Consider the following 19,296-nt stretch of genomic DNA (forward strand, 5'->3'; position numbering starts at 1 on the left):
TTGACTTCAATCAATTCCTTAATAACTGGGGGACTTATGGTAAATAAAAAAAAGACTATACAGATCCTCGGTGCTCTTGCTCTTTTTATTTTAGCATCATTAGGACTCTTTTTAACAGGGGGGAATCTAATTTCTTTAGTTGAGATGGATGAGAAAATAACATTCTCAAGTAATGTTTTTATAATATTTTTTTCTTTTCCTTTGATTTCTTATACTACATTTCTTATTATTTTTTTACTGTGACTGATCATTATCCAAAGCATAATGATAAATTTGTTAAATGTTTTTTTTCGATAGCTATTGTTGCACTTTTTTTAAGTTTTCCCATATCTTTCTATGTGCATTATAAATTAAAAAGTGATGGCTATTTGGTATGTCCAAGAATTTCTTGGATGTCGCCTAATACCTATGTGAAAGATATGAAGTTATGTGATTGATATTTTTGTGTTTGATTTTTAGTAACTGGGGGAGTTATGGGAAATAAAAAAAGGCTATATATATCATTTGCGCTCTTTTTTTTCTCATTCTAACGTCATTCACTTTTTTTTTGACAGGGGAAGATTTAGTCTCTTTAGTTAAAATGGATGAGAAAATAATATTCTCAAGTCGTGTTATTATTATATTCTTTTTTTCTCCTTTGATTCTTTATTCTCTATTATTTATTATTTTTGTCAGTATAACTGGTCGCTATCCTAAGCATCATGATAGTTTTAATAAATATTTTGGATCGATAGCCATTATTTCACTTTTTTTAAGTTTTCCTACATCTTTGTATGTGCATTATAAGTTAAAAAGTGATGGCTATTTAGTATGTCCAAGAATCTCTTTGACGGCGCCGAATACTTATGTGAAAGATATGAAGTTATGTGATTGATATGAGTGATATGGTTGTGGATAGTAAAAGAAAAATAATACACATTATTTGCGCGATTTTCATATTGTCTTTGATGTCGTTTTCTATGTATATAGTAAGTGAATATTTGCTTTCGTTGATTTTAATGGATGAAAAAATAACATTTTCAGGTAATGTTATGATATTCTTTTTTTCATTCCCTTTTATTGTTTATTTTGTGGTTTCGGCTGTTTATCTTTCTTTCGCAAAGTGTTATCCAAAACACTATGACACCTGTGCAAAATATTTATTTGTGATAGCGATTGTTTCAGTTTTTTTGAGCTTTCCCGTCTCCTTCTATGTGGACTATAAACTGAAAAGTGATAACTATTTGGTATGTCCAAGAATTTCCTGGACGTCGCCTAATACTTATGTGAAAGATATGAAGCTATGTGATTGATATTGTTGTATTTGACTTCAATCAATTTCTTCATAATCGGGGGCAGTATGGAAAATAAAAAAAAGATTATACGTATTATCGGTACTCTTGCTATTTTTATTTTGACGTTATTCGCTGTCTTTTTGGCAGGGGAAAATTTAGTTTCTTTAGTCAAAATGGATGAGAAAATAACATTCTCAAGTAGTGTTATTATTATATTATTTTTTTCTCCTCTGCTTTTTTATTCTTTCTTCTTTATTATTTTTGTCAGTATAACTGGTCGCTATCCTAAGTATCATGATAGTTTTAATAAGTACTTTGGAACGATAGCCATTATTTCACTTTTTTTAAGTTTTCCTACATCTTTGTATGTTCATTATAAGTTAAAAAGTGATGGCTATTTAGTATGTCCAAGAATCTCTTGGAAGTCGCCTAATACCTATGTAAAAGATATTAAACTGTGTGATTAATATTAGTCTGGTTATATAGGAGTATTTTTATACGATGTGATTTGATTATTATTTATCGAAAAAATAAGAATCAAATAGTGATTTATCTATAATGGCGTATTTTATGATATATCATCATTTATAGATAATAAATACCTCTATATTATCGCTGACTTTGGTTATGTTATTTAAAAATTAAGGCCAATAGCGATGTTTTCATAATGATATTCACTGGATATATTTATCTACCTTGTGTAGTAGCGAATGTATGTCACAGGATGTATAGGGATTGCTATAGGTAAAACACCTAAAAAGCGTAAAATTCATTATATTTTAAAGCGTTTAATTTAGATGGATTATTTAGTCATTTACCTCAAGGAGTAGAAAGGAATTATGGTACAAATAAATTTTTATCAACATTTTTATAATAAATTAATTGATCATCTTATAATTGTTGTTTAATCTCTATTTAATTAATTTCAGTTAAGTCTAAGTCATTTAGTCTATTGTTGAAATAATAACGCAAGCAAAGTTTGAAAGATAAACTCGAATGGTGGAGATATGGATATACGTAATCTCAAAGCTTTTATCGTGTTGGCTGAAACACTTAATTATCATCAGGCTTCTCAAATACTACATATTTCACAACCTGGGTTGACTAAGAAAATTAATGCGCTGGAAGAAGAATTTGGGGCTTCTTTGTTTTCCAGAGGGCCGAATGGTACTAGATTGACTGATTTTGGGCAAAAGACCTTTGAGAGTGCTCAGAAGTTATTAGGTCATTTTGAGCAGTTTCAGACTCAGGTTAGTCATGATTTGCAATATGATTCGCCACATTACCTCTATGTTAGCTCTTGTTTTCCTATTTATGATTCCGGGAAAATGGAAGAGCGGCTTTTTCTAGGTAGTAAGGAAAAGGTTGTGCTTGTGCTAATGACGGGGCTGACATTTGAGCAGCAAATGAATCTATTAAACTCAGGTCTATTACATATCGCCATTGTTCCTCTACCGTTAACTTCATCACTTATGCCAAGGAAGGTTTTTACTGAAAAACTTGTTTATCTTTTTAAAAAAGGCAGTGATTGGAATCAGAATTTTGCTGAGTTAAATAAGGAAATAATGTCATTATATCACTTTATTGATACTAATGAGGGTGATATGTCGTTTGATTTTACCGATGGTATTAGTACATTTTCTATTTATAATAATAGTATGAATTTAATGTTAAGAACTAATGATATTATGGTCATGATTGAGTTGATCATTAAACGCAATGGTTTTTCTTTAGTGCCGGAAAAAGTTATTCGCTCAATTCCATCACAATATCTGGATTCATTAGAGGTGTTGAAAACTGATATGGAGATTGACTTTGGTATCTTATGGAGTCCTGTTATCGATTATGAGTTGGTAAGTGAAGCGGAATTATTCTCTTCATTAATCGATAATATGTGAATCAGAAAGATAGCTGTTATTTATATAGGGATGATTATATTGAAATTGTGTGGTGATATTATTGTGGATAAAGATGAAATATATATGGGGTATTATGGTTGGATTTATCTATTGCTGTTTTAAATGAAATAATATGACTATTATCGAAAAATAAAGCGGATTATTTTCTCCGCTCTATTTTTATTGAATGATAATTTATGAAATCATTTATCCTTCAAACTCTTGCGTCATTTTTTCAAGTTGTTCCTGAATTTCCATCCATGATAATTCAATTTCTTCCAATTTTGATTTGGTCTGATTCTGCTTTTGCAGATATTCAGTCAATTCGGTTTTACGGCTGTTATCATAGATAGCGCTGTCTGAAAGTTGGTTTTCTAGTGCAACTAGCTCGTTACCCAGTTTCTCCATCTGTTTTTCCAGATCAGCAAGCTGTTTGCGCAATGGTTGCGTTTGGTTACGGAAGTCAGCTTGACGCCGTTTTTGATCTTTTCTTTCCTGAGCGCTTTGGCTGGATGACTCTTTTTCCTTGTCGTTGTTTTCACGTAGTTGCTGATTTTGTTGACGTTGTTGATCTGTCAGCCATTGTTGATAATCTTCTAAATCGCCATTGAACGATTCTACCTGGCCATCGTGAACCAAATACAATTCATCTGTTGTTGAACGTAATAGATGTCGGTCATGGGAAACTACAACCAATGCACCGTCAAAGTCGATCAAAGCTTCTGTCAGTGCTTGACGCATATCCAAGTCGAGATGGTTTGTTGGTTCATCAAGTAACAGAAGGTTAGGGCGTTGCCAGACCATTAATGCCAAAACCAAACGCGCTTTTTCTCCCCCGGAGAAACGTCCACTTGGGTCAGTCACTTGATCGCCTTTGAAACCAAAGCCTCCCAGATAATCTCTGAGTTGTTGTTCTGTTTCCTGTGGCGCAATGCGGACTAAATGCTGTAATGGTGATTCATCAGCACGCAAATATTCCAGTTGATGCTGGGCGAAATACCCCAGTTTGATCCCTTTAGCTAATTCTACGGTTCCACTCTGAGATTGCAGTTCTCCAGCTAACAGTTTAATCAACGTGGATTTACCCGCGCCATTACGGCCAAGCAGACCAATGCGAGAGCCGGGAACTAGATTCAGTTTGATGGAGTTTAAAACAGTCCGTTCACCATAGCCTGCGCTGACTTTTTCCATTTTCAGGAGTGGGTTGGGCAGACTCTCCGGTTTACGGAAACTGAAATGAAATGGGTTATCAACGTGGGCAGGGGCGATCAACTCCATCCGTTCTAACATCTTGATACGGCTCTGAGCCTGTTTGGCTTTGCTGGCCTTGGCTCGGAAGCGGTCAATATAACTTTGCAGATGGGCGACTTTCTCTTGCTGACTTTTATAAAGGGCCTGTTGTTGCGCTAGCTTGGTCGCGCGTTGGCGTTCGAAAGATGAGTAGTTGCCGCTGTACTCAAATAGAGATTGTTGCTCTATATGGAGGATCTTATCGGCAATAGGGTCGAGAAAATCCCGATCATGGGAGATAAGGATTAATGTTCCGGGGTAGCTTTTCAGCCATTTTTCCAACCAGATAACTGCATCCAGATCAAGATGGTTAGTTGGTTCATCAAGCAACAGCAAATCAGAACGGCAGAGTAGTGCTTGAGCTAGATTGAGGCGCATACGCCATCCACCGGAAAAGGCACGTACCGGTTGATCAAGTTGCTCCTGAGAGAAACCTAAGCCGTGCAACAAACTTGATGCTCTTGAACGGATTGTCCAGGCTTGAACTGTGTCCAGTTGACTATGCAGGTGAGCAATCAGATTGCCGTCGTTTTTTTCATTGGCTATCCGCAGTTGTTGTTCCAGTTGGCGGAATTCACGATCACCATCAATAACATACTCCAGAGCAGGTATTTCTAGGGCGGGCGTTTCTTGATTCACCCAAGACAGCGCCCAGTTACTGGGAAAAGTGAATGTTCCTGCCTCAGCCTGAAGTTCATTTTTTAATAATGCAAGTAGGGTAGATTTGCCACAGCCATTTTTCCCTACCAGACCCACTTTCTGTCCGGGATTAATAGTGGCGCCGGCATTATCCAGCAAGACACGGGTTCCGCGACGAATTTGTAATGAAGAGAAAACAATCATAAGTATCGTTTGTATAAAATATGTTAAATTAGCAGTAACAGATAATAAGCGTCTTATTTTATAACTTTGTATGCATGTTAACGGAAAATACGTGTCCTGACACGTTCTTGAGGAGGGAACGATGTTACAGCCGCCTAAAGTCCTGCTGCTGTATGCCCATCCTGAGCCACAGGATTCAGTAGCAAATCGTGTTTTGTTACAACCTGTGCAGGGTTTAGAGCATGTCACAGTTCACGACTTATATGGAGCTTATCCAGATTTTTTTATTGATGTTCATTATGAGCAGCAACTGCTTCGAGAGCATCAGGTGATTGTTTTTCAACACCCACTGTATACCTACAGTTGCCCCGCTTTATTAAAGGAGTGGATGGATCGTGTACTGACTCGGGGGTTTGCCAGTGGTATTACTGGATTGGCATTACAGGGAAAATATTGGCGTTCAGTGATTACTACAGGGGAACCGGAAAGCACTTTCCGGGCCGATGGGTATAATCTCTATCCAATGGAAGAGATCCTTCGTCCTTTTGAACTCACCGCAGCGATGTGCCGTATGTATTGGTTATCACCGATTATTATTTATTGGGCGCGTCGCCAAAAACCTGAACTTCTTGCCATCCATGCTAATGATTATCGTGAATGGCTCAAATCGCCATTGTCACTAGGAGGGCTATAAGTTATGGAGCATTCAGCGCAATTGAGCGCCGGTGTATTGTTTTTATTTGCTGCCGTTGTGGCAGTGCCAATCGCACAGAAATGCAAGATTGGAGCCGTATTAGGTTATTTGTTGGCGGGGATTGTCCTGGGGCCGTGGGGGTTGAGTTTTATCAGGGATGTTGATGATATTCTTCATTTCTCTGAGTTGGGGATTGTTTTCCTGATGTTTATCATCGGGCTTGAACTTAATCCGGCTAAACTCTGGCAACTCAGGCGATCTATTTTTGGTGTCGGTGCGGCTCAAGTTATTTTCACGGCGAGTGTGCTGGCCGTGCTGCTTTATCTGACTGATTTTTCATGGCAAGCAGCGGTTATTGGCGGTATCGGTATGGCGATGTCCTCAACGGCAATGGCCCTGCAACTCATGAAAGAGAAGGGGATGAACCGCAATGAAGGCGGGCAGCTTGGTTTCTCGGTTTTGCTATTTCAAGATATGGCGGTCATCCCGGCTTTGGCATTGATTCCGCTGTTGGCCGGCGGAACGGCATCCGGCGACTGGTATCGAATAGCATTAAAAATTGCTGCTTTTGCTGGCATGTTGCTCGGTGGCCGTTATCTGTTACGTCCTCTGTTTCGTTTGGTTGTTAGAGCTGGAGTTAGTGAGTTATTTACGGCGGCGGCGTTACTGGTGGTACTCAGTTCGGCGTTGTTTATGGAGGCGCTCGGTTTTTCTATGGCGCTGGGAACCTTTATCGCCGGAGTATTATTGGCAGATAGTGAATATCGCCATGAACTGGAGATATCCATAGAACCGTTCAAAGGATTACTATTGGGGCTGTTTTTTATTTCGGTCGGTATGTCGCTGAATTTGGGGGTGTTACTGATACATTTGCCCGAAGTGTTACTTGGTGTGCTGGTTTTGGTGATTGTGAAAGGCATTGTTCTTTATCTTATCGCAATGAGCGCTGGCTTACGGGGTTCATCCTGTCTGCAATTTTCCGGCGTACTCAGTCAGGGGGGAGAATTCGCCTTTGTTCTGTTTTCCGCCGCGCTGAGCCAGAATGTGCTTAACAGCGGGCAGATGGCTTTGCTGCTGGTCGTGGTGACAATATCGATGATGACAACGCCGCTTGTCATGCAATTGATAGATGCTATTCTGGCACGCCGTTTTAATGCCCAAGAGGAGACTGATGAACAGCCCTTTGTGGAAAATGATGATCCGCAGGTGATTTTAGTGGGCTTTGGCCGGTTCGGACAAGTAATCGGTCGTCTTCTGATGGTGAATAAAATCCGTATAACGGTGTTAGAGCGTGATGTCAGCGCTGTGAGTACTATGCGGCGTTATGGCTATAAAGTTTATTATGGTGATGCGGCTGAATTGGAGTTGCTACGTTCGGCGGGTGCGGATAAAGCCAAAGCGATAGTCATCACTTGTAATGAGCCGGAAGATACCATGATGATCGTTCATTTATGCCAGAAACATTTTCCGAATCTGCATATCATGGCGCGGGCCAGAGGACGCTTGGAAGCGCACGAATTGCTGCAAAATGGAGTAACAAATTTCACCCGTGAAACTTTTTCCAGTGCTCTGGAGCTAGGACGTAAAACCTTAGTTGAATTGGGAATGCATCCGCATAAAGCTAATCGCGCGAAACAACATTTCCAGCGGTTGGATATGCGGATGCTGAGAGAACTTATGCCGCAGCTACAGGGTGATGTCGCTCACATATCTCGTATAAAAGAGGCGCGGCGGGAACTGGAAGAGCTGTTCGAACGGGAAATGCTCAATGAACGCCGCCAACCGGATGGTTGGAATGAGCATGAATACATGAATAATAGCGGAGCAAATCATGTCAGTAAGTCGTAAAAGATTTATTGCTGGTGCTGTCTGCCCAGAATGTCACTCTCAGGACACACTAGCAATGTGGCAAGAAGATCAGGTAGATGTGGTGGAATGTGTCCATTGTGGTCACCAACAACGCCAGACTGATGAGAAAGTGACCTCTCATGTCAGAAAGCAGGAGCAGGTTATTGGTATTTTTACCCCACAATAATTATGTGAATATTAGCGCGAGTGAGTACAGAGACTGAAAATTCCGCTACAATCGGTAAAAATTTTTAGACCCACGGGTAGGAGATGTCATGAAAGTAGCAAAAGACTTGGTAGTCAGCCTGGCTTATCAAGTAAGAACGGAAGATGGTGTTTTAGTTGATGAGTCACCGGCGAGTGCGCCGTTGGACTATCTGCATGGCCGTGGTTCATTGATTAGCGGTTTGGAAAAGGCGCTAGAAGGCCGTGAGGCTGGTGAGAGTTTTGATGTTAGCGTACAGGCTGATGACGCCTATGGTCAGTATGATGACAATCTGGTTCAGCGTGTGCCAAAAGATGTCTTTGTTGGTGTTGATGAGCTGGAAGTTGGCATGCGTTTCCTGGCTGATACCGATATGGGGCCAGTACCCGTAGAAATTACAGCGGTTGAAGATGAGCATGTTGTGGTTGATGGCAACCATATGCTGGCGGGTCAGAACCTGAAATTCAATGTTGAAGTCATTGCCATTCGTGAAGCGACTGAAGAAGAATTGGCTCATGGTCATGTTCATGGCGCTCATGGTCACGAGCATGGCGAGGGCGGTTGCTGTGGTGGTCACGGCCATGACGACGGTCATCATCACCATCATGATGAAGGACACGGATGTTGCGGTGGCGGCAGTTGTCACTGATAAGCTAAAGCGGATAGTGCATTTTAATATTTAAAAAAGCGGGGCAAGTTCGGAGAATTCAGTTTCGATGCTTGCCCTGATTTATTGTAATTTAATGTTTTTCTAGTAATGAGGCGGAGGCGTCTCCTCAGATGGTGAAGCGACCATTGAGGGTTGAGTGGCTTTTAATCGTTCTGTCATCAACCGCAAATGCTCTTTTAATCTGGCGATCTCCCTTTGTTGCTCAGTTACTACCTGATTTAATTCTTCGATAGTTATATCTTGAAAGGCAATTCGACTTTCCAAATGTTCAAGCCGTTGCTCAAATTCTGACAGATCCATGATCTCCTCCCATTTCAGGCCCTGTATTGCCAGTGTTAAATGCCCCATATTAATTAAGAGTGGCCTACTATGCCCAGAATATTCTGTGAAATGCGGTTATTATGAAACCTCTTGCCATTTATGTTGTCCTAATAGGTTTGGGGCACTAAAACATCAAATATTGTGTTCAATAAACATTATGTTCAACAAACATTGTGTTCAACAAATATTGTGTTCAACAAATATTGTGTTGTGCTCCTGTAGGCAGTTATAGTGGCTTGATTGCATAACTTTTGCTGACGGTAAAATCCCCCAAAGCTATTGGAGAAACAGATGAAATCATTGTTTAAAGTTACCCTGCTTGCTACCACATTAGCGATGGCTTTCAGCGCCCCTCAGGTGTTGGCGGCTAAAGCGGATAGTCAGAGTAGCACAGAATTGAACAGCGCATTTAAAACAGAAGATCAGCAAAATGCTTATGCTCTGGGTGCATCTTTAGGGCGTTATATGCAAAACACCCTGAAAGAACAGAAATCTCTGGGTATCCCATTGGATAAAGATCAATTGTTATCGGGTGTGCAGGATGCTTTTAATAACAAAAGCAAACTGACTGACAGCGAAATTGAAAATACGCTGCGTGCATTTGAAGGGAAAGTGAAGTCTGCCGCTGAAGCTAAGATGGAAAAAGAAGCTCGCGAGAATGAAGCTAAAGGTGCTAAATATCGTGAAGAATTTGCTAAGGAAAAAGGTATCGTTAAGAGCAAAACCGGCCTTTTGTATAAAATAGAGAAGGACGGCAGTGGTAAGAAACCTGTGGCAAGCGACACGATAGTTGTGAACTACCGAGGAACATTGATTGATGGTAAAGAATTCGATAGTTCCTATAAGCGTAATGAGCCGCTTTCTATTCGTCTGGATGGCGTTATTCCAGGTTGGACAGAAGGTTTACAGAATGTGAAAAAAGGTGGAAAAATTAAACTGGTTATTCCACCAGAGTTGGCCTATGGTAAAGCGGATCTGCCGGGTATTCCTGCAAATTCTACATTAGTATTTGATATTGAGTTGTTGGATATTAAAGCGGATACCAAAGCCAAGTAAGCTGTCAGCTAAATATCTTTGATCAATACGGATAAAACCGTTGGTAGAGATTCTGTCAACGGTTTTTTATTGCTGAAAGCTGTGATAGAGACCAAATGTCTGAGCTGCAATGGCTTGACGATGATGTCATGTGGTTTTAACGTCAATATTTCATGTGAATGCAAAGATCTTTGATTGGGATCTCTGTTAAGCTGCAACAATTGAGTTTTCACAAGAAATTTTTATAGGTTTATCACGTTGTGTTTTTAGCAAGACGTTATTGTCTGCGTTTGAAGGATGGTGTATTGAATGTCTAACCCGTTATTATCTGGTGATATCAGTGATGTCGATTTACTGGAAAACCAACCGTTTACTGAAACGGACCACGAAATTTTAAAATCTTATGAAGCCGCGGTTGATGGCTTGGCTATGCTGATTGGTGGGCATTGCGAGATTGTCCTTCACTCATTGGAAGATCTTAAATGTTCAGCCGTCAGAATAGCTAACGGAGAACATACAGGTCGTAAAATAGGTTCACCTATCACTGATCTTGCGTTGCGCATGTTGCATGACATTACAGACGAAGATTGTAGTGCATCCAAAGCCTATTTCACCCGGGCGAAAAGCGGTTCATTGATGAAATCAGTCACGATTGCGATCCGAAATCGGAATCGCCGAGTGATCGGCCTCCTGTGCATTAATATGAATCTTGATGTTCCTTTCTCTGAAATTATTCAAACATTTATTCCAGAGGAAACACATGATGTCGCACCAAATGTAAATTTTGCCTCATCCGTGGATGATTTGGTCGCGCAAACGCTGGAATATACTATCGAAGAAGTCAATATTGATCGCAGTGTATCCAATAATGCCAAGAATAGGCAGGTGGTTCTGAATCTCTATGAGAAAGGCATTTTTGATATTAAAGATGCAATCAATCAGGTTGCTGAGCGTTTAAATATTTCTAAACATACTGTTTATCTCTATATTCGCCAGTTTAAAAATGGTGAATGTTTAGGGCCTGAGCGGTAATGTCTTCGTTGTCTTATTGTCTGCTGGTGACGGGGCCCGCATATGGCGCCCAACAAGCCAGCAGCGCTTACCAATTCGCGCAAGCCTTAATTACGATGGGGCATAAACTTAATACCGTATTTTTTTATCGGGAAGGGGTTTATAACGGCAATCAGTTGACTGCACCAGCCGGTGATGAGTTTAACTTGGTTACTGCATGGCAAGTGATGGCAAAGGAGCACCGGTTTAGCATGCATATTTGTATTGCCGCTGCCCTGCGCCGTGGTGTTCTTGATGCTCAGCAGGCGAATGAGTTGAATTTACCGGTAGCGAACTTGGCTGAAGGGTTTGAATTAAGTGGGTTGGGAACACTGGCTGAGGCTATGTTGACTTGCGACCGTGTAGTGCAATTCTGAGAGGCGAAAATGAAAAAAATTGCTTTTGTCTTCACTAAAGCGCCTCATGGTGACGCAGGGGGTAGAGAAGGTTTAGACGCATTGCTGGCAACTTCGGCATTAACAGAAAAGATAGGTGTATTTTTTATTTCTGACGGCGTACTCCAATTACTACCGAATCAGCAGCCTGACAGAATCCTTGTCAGAAACTATATCGCTACTTTTAAGGTGTTGCCTTTGTACGATATCGAAGAATGTTATTTGTGCCAGGAAGACCTTATGATGCGTGGGTTAAGCTCAATCAATCGTTTTGTTCTGGATACGGAAGTGATACCCGCAGAAACAATCCGTGAGAAGTTGGTTGACTATGATGTTGTGCTGACATTCTGAGCTATTGGAAGGACAATAATATGCTATATACTGTTGGCCGATCGCCTTATCAATGTGATTTCAATGCGATATTCAAGCTGCTTGCCCGTGGTGATGACATCCTGTTTATTCAGGATGGCGTACTGGCAGGAATTGACGGTAATTGTTATCTGCCGAATCTGATCAGTTGTGGCGCTGCCTTGTATGCGCTGAAAGAAGATATCGAGGCGCGGGGATTGAACGGGCAGGTTTCAGACAAAGTGCAAGTGATCGACTATACTGACTTTGTTAACCTGACGGTAAAACACCATCAACAATTCGCCTGGTAGTTGAGAAAACGCTGTATATTTCTTGACACCCTGACGAGTCAGCCATAAAATTCTGCGTCCTCGTGTTTCGCCGTTGGGCAGACAAGAGATTTAATCCGTGTTTACGAAGCAAAAAAACCAGGAGTTTTTTTAATAATGGCAACTATTAACCAGCTGGTGCGCAAACCCCGTAGCATGAAGGTTGCAAAAAGCAACGTTCCTGCTCTGGAAGCTTGCCCGCAGAAGCGTGGCGTATGTACTCGTGTATATACCACCACCCCTAAAAAACCAAACTCTGCACTGCGTAAAGTATGTCGTGTGCGTTTGACTAACGGTTACGAAGTTTCTTCTTACATCGGTGGTGAAGGCCACAACTTGCAAGAGCACTCCGTAATTTTGATCCGTGGCGGTCGTGTTAAAGACTTGCCAGGTGTGCGTTACCACACTGTTCGCGGCGCACTGGACTGTTCCGGTGTTAAAGACCGTAAACAAGGTCGTTCTAAGTACGGTGTGAAGAAGCCAAAAGCTTAATGGTTCTCCGTTAAGTAAGGCCAAACATTATTTACTTTAATGTCAAAATAAACTCGTAGAGTTTTGGACAACCCTGAATTCGAAACGGAGTATTTCCATGCCACGTCGTCGTGTAATTGGTCAGCGTAAAATTCTGCCAGATCCAAAGTTCGGATCTGAATTACTGGCCAAATTTGTCAATATCCTGATGGTAGATGGTAAAAAATCTACTGCGGAAGCAATTGTATATAGTGCGCTTGAGACCCTGGCTCAGCGTTCTGGTAAAGAACATCTGGAAGCGTTTGAACTTGCATTGGATAATGTGCGTCCAACCGTGGAAGTTAAGTCCCGCCGTGTTGGTGGTTCTACTTATCAGGTACCAGTTGAAGTTCGTCCGGTTCGTCGCAATGCGTTGGCAATGCGCTGGATCGTTGAAGCTGCTCGTAAACGCGGTGATAAATCTATGGCTCTGCGCCTGGCGAACGAATTATCTGATGCAGCCGAAAATAAAGGCACTGCCGTTAAGAAACGTGAAGACGTTCACCGTATGGCAGAAGCTAACAAGGCGTTCGCACACTACCGTTGGTAATCCCATCGTAGTGATGATGCCCTGGGTGGCGGTTCTGCCACCCAGATTTACATTGAACGTCCTAGGATATAGAGGAATCAAATGGCTCGTACAACACCCATTGCACGCTACCGTAACATCGGTATCAGTGCACACATCGACGCCGGTAAAACCACCACTACCGAACGTATTCTGTTCTACACTGGTGTAAACCATAAGATCGGTGAAGTTCATGATGGCGCTGCTACTATGGACTGGATGGAACAGGAGCAGGAGCGTGGTATTACCATCACCTCCGCAGCAACAACTGCTTTCTGGTCAGGTATGGCTAAGCAGTTTGACGCGCACCGTATCAACATCATCGACACCCCAGGGCACGTTGACTTCACTATCGAAGTAGAACGTTCCATGCGTGTTCTTGACGGTGCGGTAATGGTTTATTGTGCGGTTGGTGGTGTTCAGCCACAGTCCGAAACCGTATGGCGTCAGGCAAATAAATATAGAGTTCCACGTATCGCGTTCGTTAACAAAATGGACCGTATGGGAGCGAATTTCTTACGCGTTGTTGAGCAGATCAAAACTCGCTTGGCGGCAAACCCAGTACCTCTGCAATTAGCCATTGGCGCAGAAGATGCTTTCACCGGTGTTGTTGACCTGGTGAAAATGAAAGCCATCAACTGGAACGATGAAGATCAGGGAACCACCTTCACTTATGAAGATATCCCGGCTGAGATGCAAGATCTGGCGGAAGAATGGCGTAACAATTTGATTGAAGCCGCTGCGGAAGCATCAGAAGAGCTGATGGAAAAATACCTTGGCGGTGAAGAACTGACTGAAGAAGAGATCAAAGCTGGTCTGCGTCATCGTGTTCTGACTAACGAAATCATCCTGGTTACCTGTGGTTCTGCATTTAAGAACAAAGGTGTTCAGGCAATGCTGGATGCGGTTGTTGAGTACCTGCCAGCACCAACGGATGTTGAGTCTATTAAAGGTATTCTGCCAGACGGTAAAGATACGCCGGCAGAACGTCATTCTGACGACAACGAACCATTCTCAGCGCTGGCGTTTAAAATCGCGACTGACCCATTCGTTGGTAACTTGACTTTCTTCCGCGTCTACTCTGGTGTAGTTAATTCTGGTGATACCGTTCTTAACCCAGTGAAAGACAAAAAAGAGCGTTTTGGCCGTATCGTTCAGATGCATGCTAATAAACGTGAAGAGATTAAAGAAGTTCGTGCAGGTGACATCGCCGCTGCGATTGGCCTGAAAGACGTGACGACTGGTGATACGCTGTGTGATATCAACTCACCAATTATTCTGGAGCGTATGGAGTTCCCAGAGCCAGTTATCTCTGTTGCTATCGAGCCAAAAACTAAAGCTGACCAGGAAAAAATGGGTATCGCTTTAGGCCGTCTGGCTCAGGAAGACCCATCATTCCGCGTGTCTACCGATGAAGAATCTGGTCAGACTATTATCGCTGGTATGGGTGAACTTCACTTGGATGTCCTGGTTGACCGTATGCGTCGTGAATTCAAAGTTGAAGCGAACGTCGGTAAACCTCAGGTTGCTTACCGTGAAACCATTCGCTCTACTGTTGAACAAGAAGGTAAATTTGTTCGTCAGTCTGGTGGTCGTGGTCAGTTTGGTCACGTATGGCTGCGTATTGAGCCAATGGAACCAGGTGGCGTAGGCTACGAATTCGCTAACGAAATCGTTGGTGGTGTTGTTCCTAAAGAATATATCCCGGCAGTAGATAAGGGTATTCAGGAACAAATGAAAAATGGTGTTCTGGCCGGTTACCCGATTGTTGACGTTAAAGTGGCGCTGTTCGATGGTTCTTACCACGAAGTTGACTCTTCTGAAATGGCGTTCAAAATCGCAGGTTCTATGGGCTTCAAAGAAGGCTTTATGAAGGCGAAACCAGTTCTGCTGGAGCCTATCATGAAAGTTGAAGTTGAAACACCAGAAGACTACATGGGTGACGTTATCGGTGACCTAAACCGCCGCCGTGGTATGATTGACGGTATGGAAGATATGACTACCGGCAAAATCGTACGTGCTCAGGTACCATTATCTGAAATGTTTGGTTATGCTACTGACCTGCGTTCTCAGACCCAAGGTCGTGCTTCTTACTCTATGGAGTTCCTGAAGTACAATGAAGCGCCGAGCAACGTCGCTCAGGCTATTATCGAATCTCGTAAAGCTAAATAAGTTTTTCGGGTTTAATATCTAGATTCAGCTCCCTCCCCTATGATGAGGGAGCGATATTAAGGAATAGAGTCGTGTCTAAAGAAAAATTTGAACGTACAAAACCGCACGTTAACGTTGGTACTATCGGCCACGTTGACCACGGTAAAACTACCCTGACTGCTGCTATCACTACTGTACTGGCTAAAACCTACGGTGGTAACGCTCGTGCATTCGACCAAATCGATAACGCGCCAGAAGAAAAAGCGCGTGGTATCACCATCTCTACTTCTCACGTAGAATACGACACCCCAAGCCGCCACTATGCGCACGTTGACTGCCCAGGCCACGCCGACTATGTGAAAAACATGATCACCGGTGCGGCTCAGATGGACGGCGCAATCCTGGTAGTTGCTGCGACTGACGGCCCAATGCCACAGACTCGTGAGCACATCCTGTTAGGTCGTCAGGTAGGCGTTCCTTACATCATCGTATTCCTGAACAAATGTGACATGGTAGACGACGAAGAGCTGCTGGAACTGGTTGAGATGGAAGTGCGTGAGTTGCTGTCTCAGTACGATTTCCCAGGCGACGACACTCCGGTTATCCGTGGTTCTGCGCTGAAAGCGCTGGAAGGCGATGCCGAGTGGGAAAGCAAAATCCTGGAGCTGGCAGAAGCCCTGGACAGCTACATCCCAGAACCAGAGCGTGCAATCGACCAGCCATTCCTGCTGCCAATCGAAGACGTATTTTCGATTTCAGGCCGTGGTACAGTGGTAACCGGTCGTGTAGAGCGCGGTATTGTTAAAGTGGGTGAAGAAGTTGAAATCGTGGGTATCAAAGACACCACGAAAACCACGTGTACCGGCGTAGAAATGTTCCGCAAACTGCTGGACGAAGGCCGTGCGGGTGAGAACGTTGGCGTTCTGCTGCGTGGTACCAAACGTGATGAAATCGAACGTGGTCAGGTACTGGCAAAACCGGGTTCAATCAAGCCACACACCACTTTCGAATCAGAAGTTTATATTCTGAGCAAAGACGAAGGCGGCCGTCATACGCCATTCTTCAAAGGCTACCGTCCACAGTTCTACTTCCGTACAACTGACGTAACCGGCACAATCGAGCTGCCAGAAGGCGTGGAAATGGTGATGCCAGGTGATAACATTCAGATGAAAGTTACCCTGATTGCGCCAATTGCAATGGACCAGGGTCTGCGCTTCGCTATCCGTGAAGGCGGCCGTACCGTAGGTGCTGGTGTTGTTGCTAAAATTATCGCGTAATTTTTTGATGTGATTACACTAAAAGGGCATCAACCGATGCCCTTTTTATACGTTGTCTTAATAAGAACCTATCTCATCAATAGTTGCTTTTAATTATTGGTGAGATAGGCTCTGATGCAACGAATTGGCTATATCTCTCTCAGATATACAATGTCATACTGAATTATGGCGCCAAGTCAGATACAATCACTCAAATCTTTTGGTTCGGTCTGATTTGTTTTGCTCTTGCGAGGCAAGCTGGCTATCTATTTAAATCATAGTTACAGGTTGGTTTATGAGTGCGAATAGCGATGCTCAAGAAAGCAGGCGTAGTCTTGAGGTAATGAAATGGCTATTAGTGGCAGCCTTATTAATGGTTGCTATCGTTGGAAACTACCTTTATCGGGAGTATAGCCTTCCTCTACGTGCGATGGCGGTTGTTGTTATTGTTGCTCTTGCGGGAGCAGTTGCGCTCTGGACTGCGAAAGGGAAAACCACACTGGCTTTCGCCCGCGAAGCCCGCATTGAAATGCGTAAGGTTATTTGGCCAACTCGCCAGGAAGCGCTGCATACAACTTTGATTGTTGCGGCAGTCACTGCATTGATGTCTTTGATCCTATGGGGTCTTGACGGTATCCTGGTGCGTTTAGTTTCATTTATTACAGGCCTGAGGTTCTAAGATGTCAGATTCCCCAAAAAAACGTTGGTATGTTATACAGGCATTTTCTGGGTTTGAAGGTCGCGTTGCACAATCTTTACGTGAACATATCAAATTACATGATATGGAAGATTCTTTTGGCGAAGTAATGGTGCCAACAGAGGAAGTTGTTGAGATTCGTAGCGGCCAGCGTCGCAAAAGTGAACGCAAATTTTTCCCTGGGTATGTGCTGGTACAAATGATCATGAACGATGCAACATGGCATCTCGTTCGCAGCGTACCACGCGTCATGGGTTTTATCGGTGGCACATCTGACCGTCCGGCGCCAATCAGTGATAAAGAAGTTGATGCGATTATGAATCGTCTTCAGCAGGTTGGTGATAAACCCCGGCCAAAAACATTGTTCGAACCAGGCGAAATGGTTCGTGTCAGCGATGGTCCATTCGCAGACTTCAATGGTGTTGTGGAAGAAGTCGATTACGAGAAGAGCCGCCTGAAAGTTTCGGTTTCTATCTTTGGTCGCGCGACCCCCGTTGAGCTGGATTTCAGCCAGGTAGAAAAGGCGTAATTTTTGAACGTATTTTTGCTGGCTTGCAATAGGTGAGAAATTAACATACAATTTCGCGCCTTTTGTTTTTTAGTAGTCTGGCCTGAAATAAGGCGGGACTGAAATGACAGGGGAGCCTTTTAAACAAAGGCGATACCACCCATATAGAGGAAAATTATCAATGGCTAAGAAAGTACAAGCCTATGTCAAGTTGCAGGTTGCGGCTGGTATGGCTAACCCAAGCCCTCCAGTAGGTCCTGCTCTCGGTCAGCAGGGTGTCAACATCATGGAATTCTGTAAGGCGTTCAATGCTAAAACTGACAGCATTGAAAAAGGTCTGCCAATTCCTGTTGTGATCACTGTTTATTCTGATCGTTCTTTCACTTTCGTTACTAAGACCCCACCAGCGGCTGTTCTGCTGAAGAAAGCAGCGGGCATTAAATCAGGTTCCGGCAAACCGAATAAAGACAAAGTTGGTAAAGTAACCAGCGCACAGATTCGTGAAATTGCTGAAACTAAAGCTGCGGATATGACAGGTGCCAGCGTTGAAGCAATGATGCGTTCAATTGAAGGTACTGCTCGTTCCATGGGCCTGGTAGTGGAGGGTTAATCGATGGCTAAACTGACCAAGCGCATGCGCACAATCCGCGAGAAAGTGGATTCAACTAAGCAGTATGACATTAACGAAGCCTTTGTTTTGCTGAAAGAGCTGGCTACTGCTAAATTCGTAGAAAGCGTTGACGTTGCTGTTAACCTCGGCATCGACGCTCGTAAATCTGACCAGAACGTACGTGGTGCAACAGTACTGCCTCACGGTACTGGCCGTTCCGTTCGCGTAGCTGTATTTACCCAAGGCGCAAATGCAGAAGCAGCTAAAGCAGCGGGCGCTGAGCTGGTAGGTATGGAAGATCTGGCTGAGCAGGTTAAAAAAGGCGAAATGGACTTTGACGTTGTTATCGCCTCTCCAGATGCAATGCGCGTTGTTGGCCAATTAGGTCAAATCCTGGGTCCACGCGGTCTGATGCCAAACCCTAAAGTAGGTACTGTAACTCCTAACGTTGCTGAAGCTGTACAGAATGCTAAAGCGGGTCAGGTTCGTTACCGTAATGATAAAAACGGCATTATCCACACCACCATTGGTAAAGTCGACTTTGATGCTGACAAACTGAAAGAAAACCTGGAAGCTCTGCTGGTTGCGCTGAAAAAAGCCAAACCATCTTCTGCTAAGGGTGTTTACATTAAGAAAGTTAGCCTGTCCACTACTATGGGCGCAGGTGTTGCGATTGACCAGTCAGGTCTGAACGCTTCAGCTTAATTTTAGCTGAATGTGATTATCGCTTTACCTTGGCGTCAGATTTGTCTAAAATTTGGCGCCTTGTATTTGGCTAGTAAGTTTTTTATTAGCTAAATAAAAAATTTTCGGTTGG

25 protein-coding genes are annotated in these 19,296 nt (G+C 43.0%); 23 read left to right on the forward strand and 2 right to left on the reverse strand.

The genetic code is table 11. The features are described 5' to 3' along the window. Nucleotides 1-36 precede the first annotated feature (36 nt). The 6 genes from B0X70_RS25710 to B0X70_RS01920 all read left to right on the forward strand — a co-directional run bounded on the left by B0X70_RS25710 (nucleotide 37) and on the right by B0X70_RS01920 (nucleotide 3,172). Nucleotides 37-243, forward strand: coding sequence for a hypothetical protein (locus tag B0X70_RS25710; RefSeq protein WP_336246305.1), 207 nt, complete (start codon nucleotides 37-39; stop codon nucleotides 241-243). After that, nucleotides 240-437 (forward strand): DUF1240 domain-containing protein, encoded by a 198-nt coding sequence (locus B0X70_RS25715; protein ID WP_336246306.1) that lies wholly within the window; start codon nucleotides 240-242, stop codon nucleotides 435-437. Before B0X70_RS25710 ends, B0X70_RS25715 begins: the two co-directional genes overlap by 4 nt. Nucleotides 438-580: 143 nt before the next feature. Continuing rightward, nucleotides 581-874, forward strand: coding sequence for a DUF1240 domain-containing protein (locus tag B0X70_RS01905; RefSeq protein ID WP_336246307.1), 294 nt, complete (start codon nucleotides 581-583; stop codon nucleotides 872-874). A gap of 157 nt (nucleotides 875-1,031) precedes the next feature. After that, nucleotides 1,032-1,292, forward strand: a complete 261-nt coding sequence (locus B0X70_RS25720; protein ID WP_336246318.1) for a DUF1240 domain-containing protein — start codon at nucleotides 1,032-1,034, stop codon at nucleotides 1,290-1,292. Nucleotides 1,293-1,339: 47 nt separating this feature from the next. Further along, on the forward strand, nucleotides 1,340-1,741 hold the full coding sequence (locus B0X70_RS01915) for a DUF1240 domain-containing protein (protein WP_217470758.1): 402 nt from the start codon (nucleotides 1,340-1,342) through the stop codon (nucleotides 1,739-1,741). Between the two features lie 540 nt (nucleotides 1,742-2,281). Continuing rightward, nucleotides 2,282-3,172: a LysR family transcriptional regulator gene (locus B0X70_RS01920; RefSeq protein ID WP_105395786.1), complete on the forward strand. Its 891-nt coding sequence runs from the start codon at nucleotides 2,282-2,284 to the stop codon at nucleotides 3,170-3,172. Nucleotides 3,173-3,379: 207 nt separating this feature from the next. Here the strand turns inward: B0X70_RS01920 and B0X70_RS01925 are convergent, their stop codons facing one another. Continuing rightward, entirely contained in the window at nucleotides 3,380-5,305 is a 1,926-nt protein-coding gene (locus B0X70_RS01925) for an ABC transporter ATP-binding protein (protein WP_036813518.1), read from the reverse strand. Nucleotides 5,306-5,426: 121 nt separating this feature from the next. Between B0X70_RS01925 and kefG the strand changes: the two genes are divergently transcribed. The 4 genes from kefG (at nucleotide 5,427) to slyD (ending at nucleotide 8,680) form a co-directional block, all read left to right on the forward strand. Beyond that, complete coding sequence (gene kefG, locus B0X70_RS01930; RefSeq protein WP_046395800.1) at nucleotides 5,427-5,978, forward strand: glutathione-regulated potassium-efflux system ancillary protein KefG; 552 nt, start codon at nucleotides 5,427-5,429, stop codon at nucleotides 5,976-5,978. Nucleotides 5,979-5,981: 3 nt separating this feature from the next. Continuing rightward, complete coding sequence (kefB, locus tag B0X70_RS01935) at nucleotides 5,982-7,826, forward strand: glutathione-regulated potassium-efflux system protein KefB (RefSeq protein WP_217470759.1); 1,845 nt, start codon at nucleotides 5,982-5,984, stop codon at nucleotides 7,824-7,826. Then, nucleotides 7,810-8,013, forward strand: a complete 204-nt coding sequence (locus tag B0X70_RS01940) for a YheV family putative zinc ribbon protein (protein WP_036813523.1) — start codon at nucleotides 7,810-7,812, stop codon at nucleotides 8,011-8,013. The genes kefB and B0X70_RS01940 overlap by 17 nt, the downstream gene beginning before the upstream one ends. 88 nt (nucleotides 8,014-8,101) lie before the next feature. Then, nucleotides 8,102-8,680: a peptidylprolyl isomerase gene (gene slyD / locus B0X70_RS01945; RefSeq protein WP_036779972.1), complete on the forward strand. Its 579-nt coding sequence runs from the start codon at nucleotides 8,102-8,104 to the stop codon at nucleotides 8,678-8,680. A 102-nt stretch (nucleotides 8,681-8,782) separates the two neighbouring features. Here the strand turns inward: slyD and B0X70_RS01950 are convergent, their stop codons facing one another. Next, nucleotides 8,783-9,001, reverse strand: coding sequence for a protein SlyX (locus B0X70_RS01950; RefSeq protein WP_036779968.1), 219 nt, complete (start codon nucleotides 8,999-9,001; stop codon nucleotides 8,783-8,785). A gap of 312 nt (nucleotides 9,002-9,313) precedes the next feature. Between B0X70_RS01950 and fkpA the strand changes: the two genes are divergently transcribed. The 13 genes from fkpA (at nucleotide 9,314) to rplA (ending at nucleotide 19,184) form a co-directional block, all read left to right on the forward strand. Next, complete coding sequence (fkpA, locus tag B0X70_RS01955) at nucleotides 9,314-10,078, forward strand: FKBP-type peptidyl-prolyl cis-trans isomerase (protein ID WP_217470760.1); 765 nt, start codon at nucleotides 9,314-9,316, stop codon at nucleotides 10,076-10,078. A gap of 288 nt (nucleotides 10,079-10,366) precedes the next feature. Next, complete coding sequence (locus tag B0X70_RS01960; RefSeq protein WP_036779966.1) at nucleotides 10,367-11,089, forward strand: helix-turn-helix transcriptional regulator; 723 nt, start codon at nucleotides 10,367-10,369, stop codon at nucleotides 11,087-11,089. Further along, the gene (tusD, locus tag B0X70_RS01965) at nucleotides 11,089-11,484 is read left to right on the forward strand and encodes a sulfurtransferase complex subunit TusD (RefSeq protein ID WP_217470761.1); all 396 of its coding nucleotides are present in this window, start codon (nucleotides 11,089-11,091) and stop codon (nucleotides 11,482-11,484) included. Before B0X70_RS01960 ends, tusD begins: the two co-directional genes overlap by 1 nt. A gap of 9 nt (nucleotides 11,485-11,493) precedes the next feature. Next, the gene (tusC, locus tag B0X70_RS01970; RefSeq protein WP_217470762.1) at nucleotides 11,494-11,853 is read left to right on the forward strand and encodes a sulfurtransferase complex subunit TusC; all 360 of its coding nucleotides are present in this window, start codon (nucleotides 11,494-11,496) and stop codon (nucleotides 11,851-11,853) included. A 20-nt stretch (nucleotides 11,854-11,873) separates the two neighbouring features. Beyond that, nucleotides 11,874-12,161, forward strand: coding sequence for a sulfurtransferase complex subunit TusB (gene tusB, locus B0X70_RS01975; RefSeq protein WP_046395805.1), 288 nt, complete (start codon nucleotides 11,874-11,876; stop codon nucleotides 12,159-12,161). Between the two features lie 135 nt (nucleotides 12,162-12,296). Further along, nucleotides 12,297-12,671: a 30S ribosomal protein S12 gene (gene rpsL, locus B0X70_RS01980; RefSeq protein WP_011144815.1), complete on the forward strand. Its 375-nt coding sequence runs from the start codon at nucleotides 12,297-12,299 to the stop codon at nucleotides 12,669-12,671. Nucleotides 12,672-12,768: 97 nt separating this feature from the next. After that, entirely contained in the window at nucleotides 12,769-13,239 is a 471-nt protein-coding gene (gene rpsG / locus B0X70_RS01985) for a 30S ribosomal protein S7 (RefSeq protein ID WP_011144816.1), read from the forward strand. Between the two features lie 81 nt (nucleotides 13,240-13,320). Then, nucleotides 13,321-15,429 (forward strand): elongation factor G, encoded by a 2,109-nt coding sequence (gene fusA, locus B0X70_RS01990; RefSeq protein WP_046395806.1) that lies wholly within the window; start codon nucleotides 13,321-13,323, stop codon nucleotides 15,427-15,429. 71 nt (nucleotides 15,430-15,500) lie between these two features. After that, entirely contained in the window at nucleotides 15,501-16,685 is a 1,185-nt protein-coding gene (tuf, locus tag B0X70_RS01995; RefSeq protein ID WP_049584863.1) for an elongation factor Tu, read from the forward strand. Nucleotides 16,686-16,959: 274 nt separating this feature from the next. Beyond that, nucleotides 16,960-17,343, forward strand: coding sequence for a preprotein translocase subunit SecE (secE, locus tag B0X70_RS02000; RefSeq protein WP_217470763.1), 384 nt, complete (start codon nucleotides 16,960-16,962; stop codon nucleotides 17,341-17,343). Between the two features lies 1 nt (nucleotide 17,344). Next, entirely contained in the window at nucleotides 17,345-17,890 is a 546-nt protein-coding gene (gene nusG, locus B0X70_RS02005) for a transcription termination/antitermination protein NusG (protein ID WP_011144820.1), read from the forward strand. A gap of 160 nt (nucleotides 17,891-18,050) precedes the next feature. Next, nucleotides 18,051-18,479: a 50S ribosomal protein L11 gene (gene rplK / locus B0X70_RS02010; protein ID WP_036779946.1), complete on the forward strand. Its 429-nt coding sequence runs from the start codon at nucleotides 18,051-18,053 to the stop codon at nucleotides 18,477-18,479. Between the two features lie 3 nt (nucleotides 18,480-18,482). Then, entirely contained in the window at nucleotides 18,483-19,184 is a 702-nt protein-coding gene (gene rplA / locus B0X70_RS02015) for a 50S ribosomal protein L1 (RefSeq protein WP_036813538.1), read from the forward strand. The last annotated feature ends 112 nt before the right edge of the window (nucleotides 19,185-19,296 follow it).

It is taken from the genome of Photorhabdus akhurstii, assembly GCF_019090985.1.
Taxonomy (GTDB): domain Bacteria; phylum Pseudomonadota; class Gammaproteobacteria; order Enterobacterales; family Enterobacteriaceae; genus Photorhabdus; species Photorhabdus akhurstii.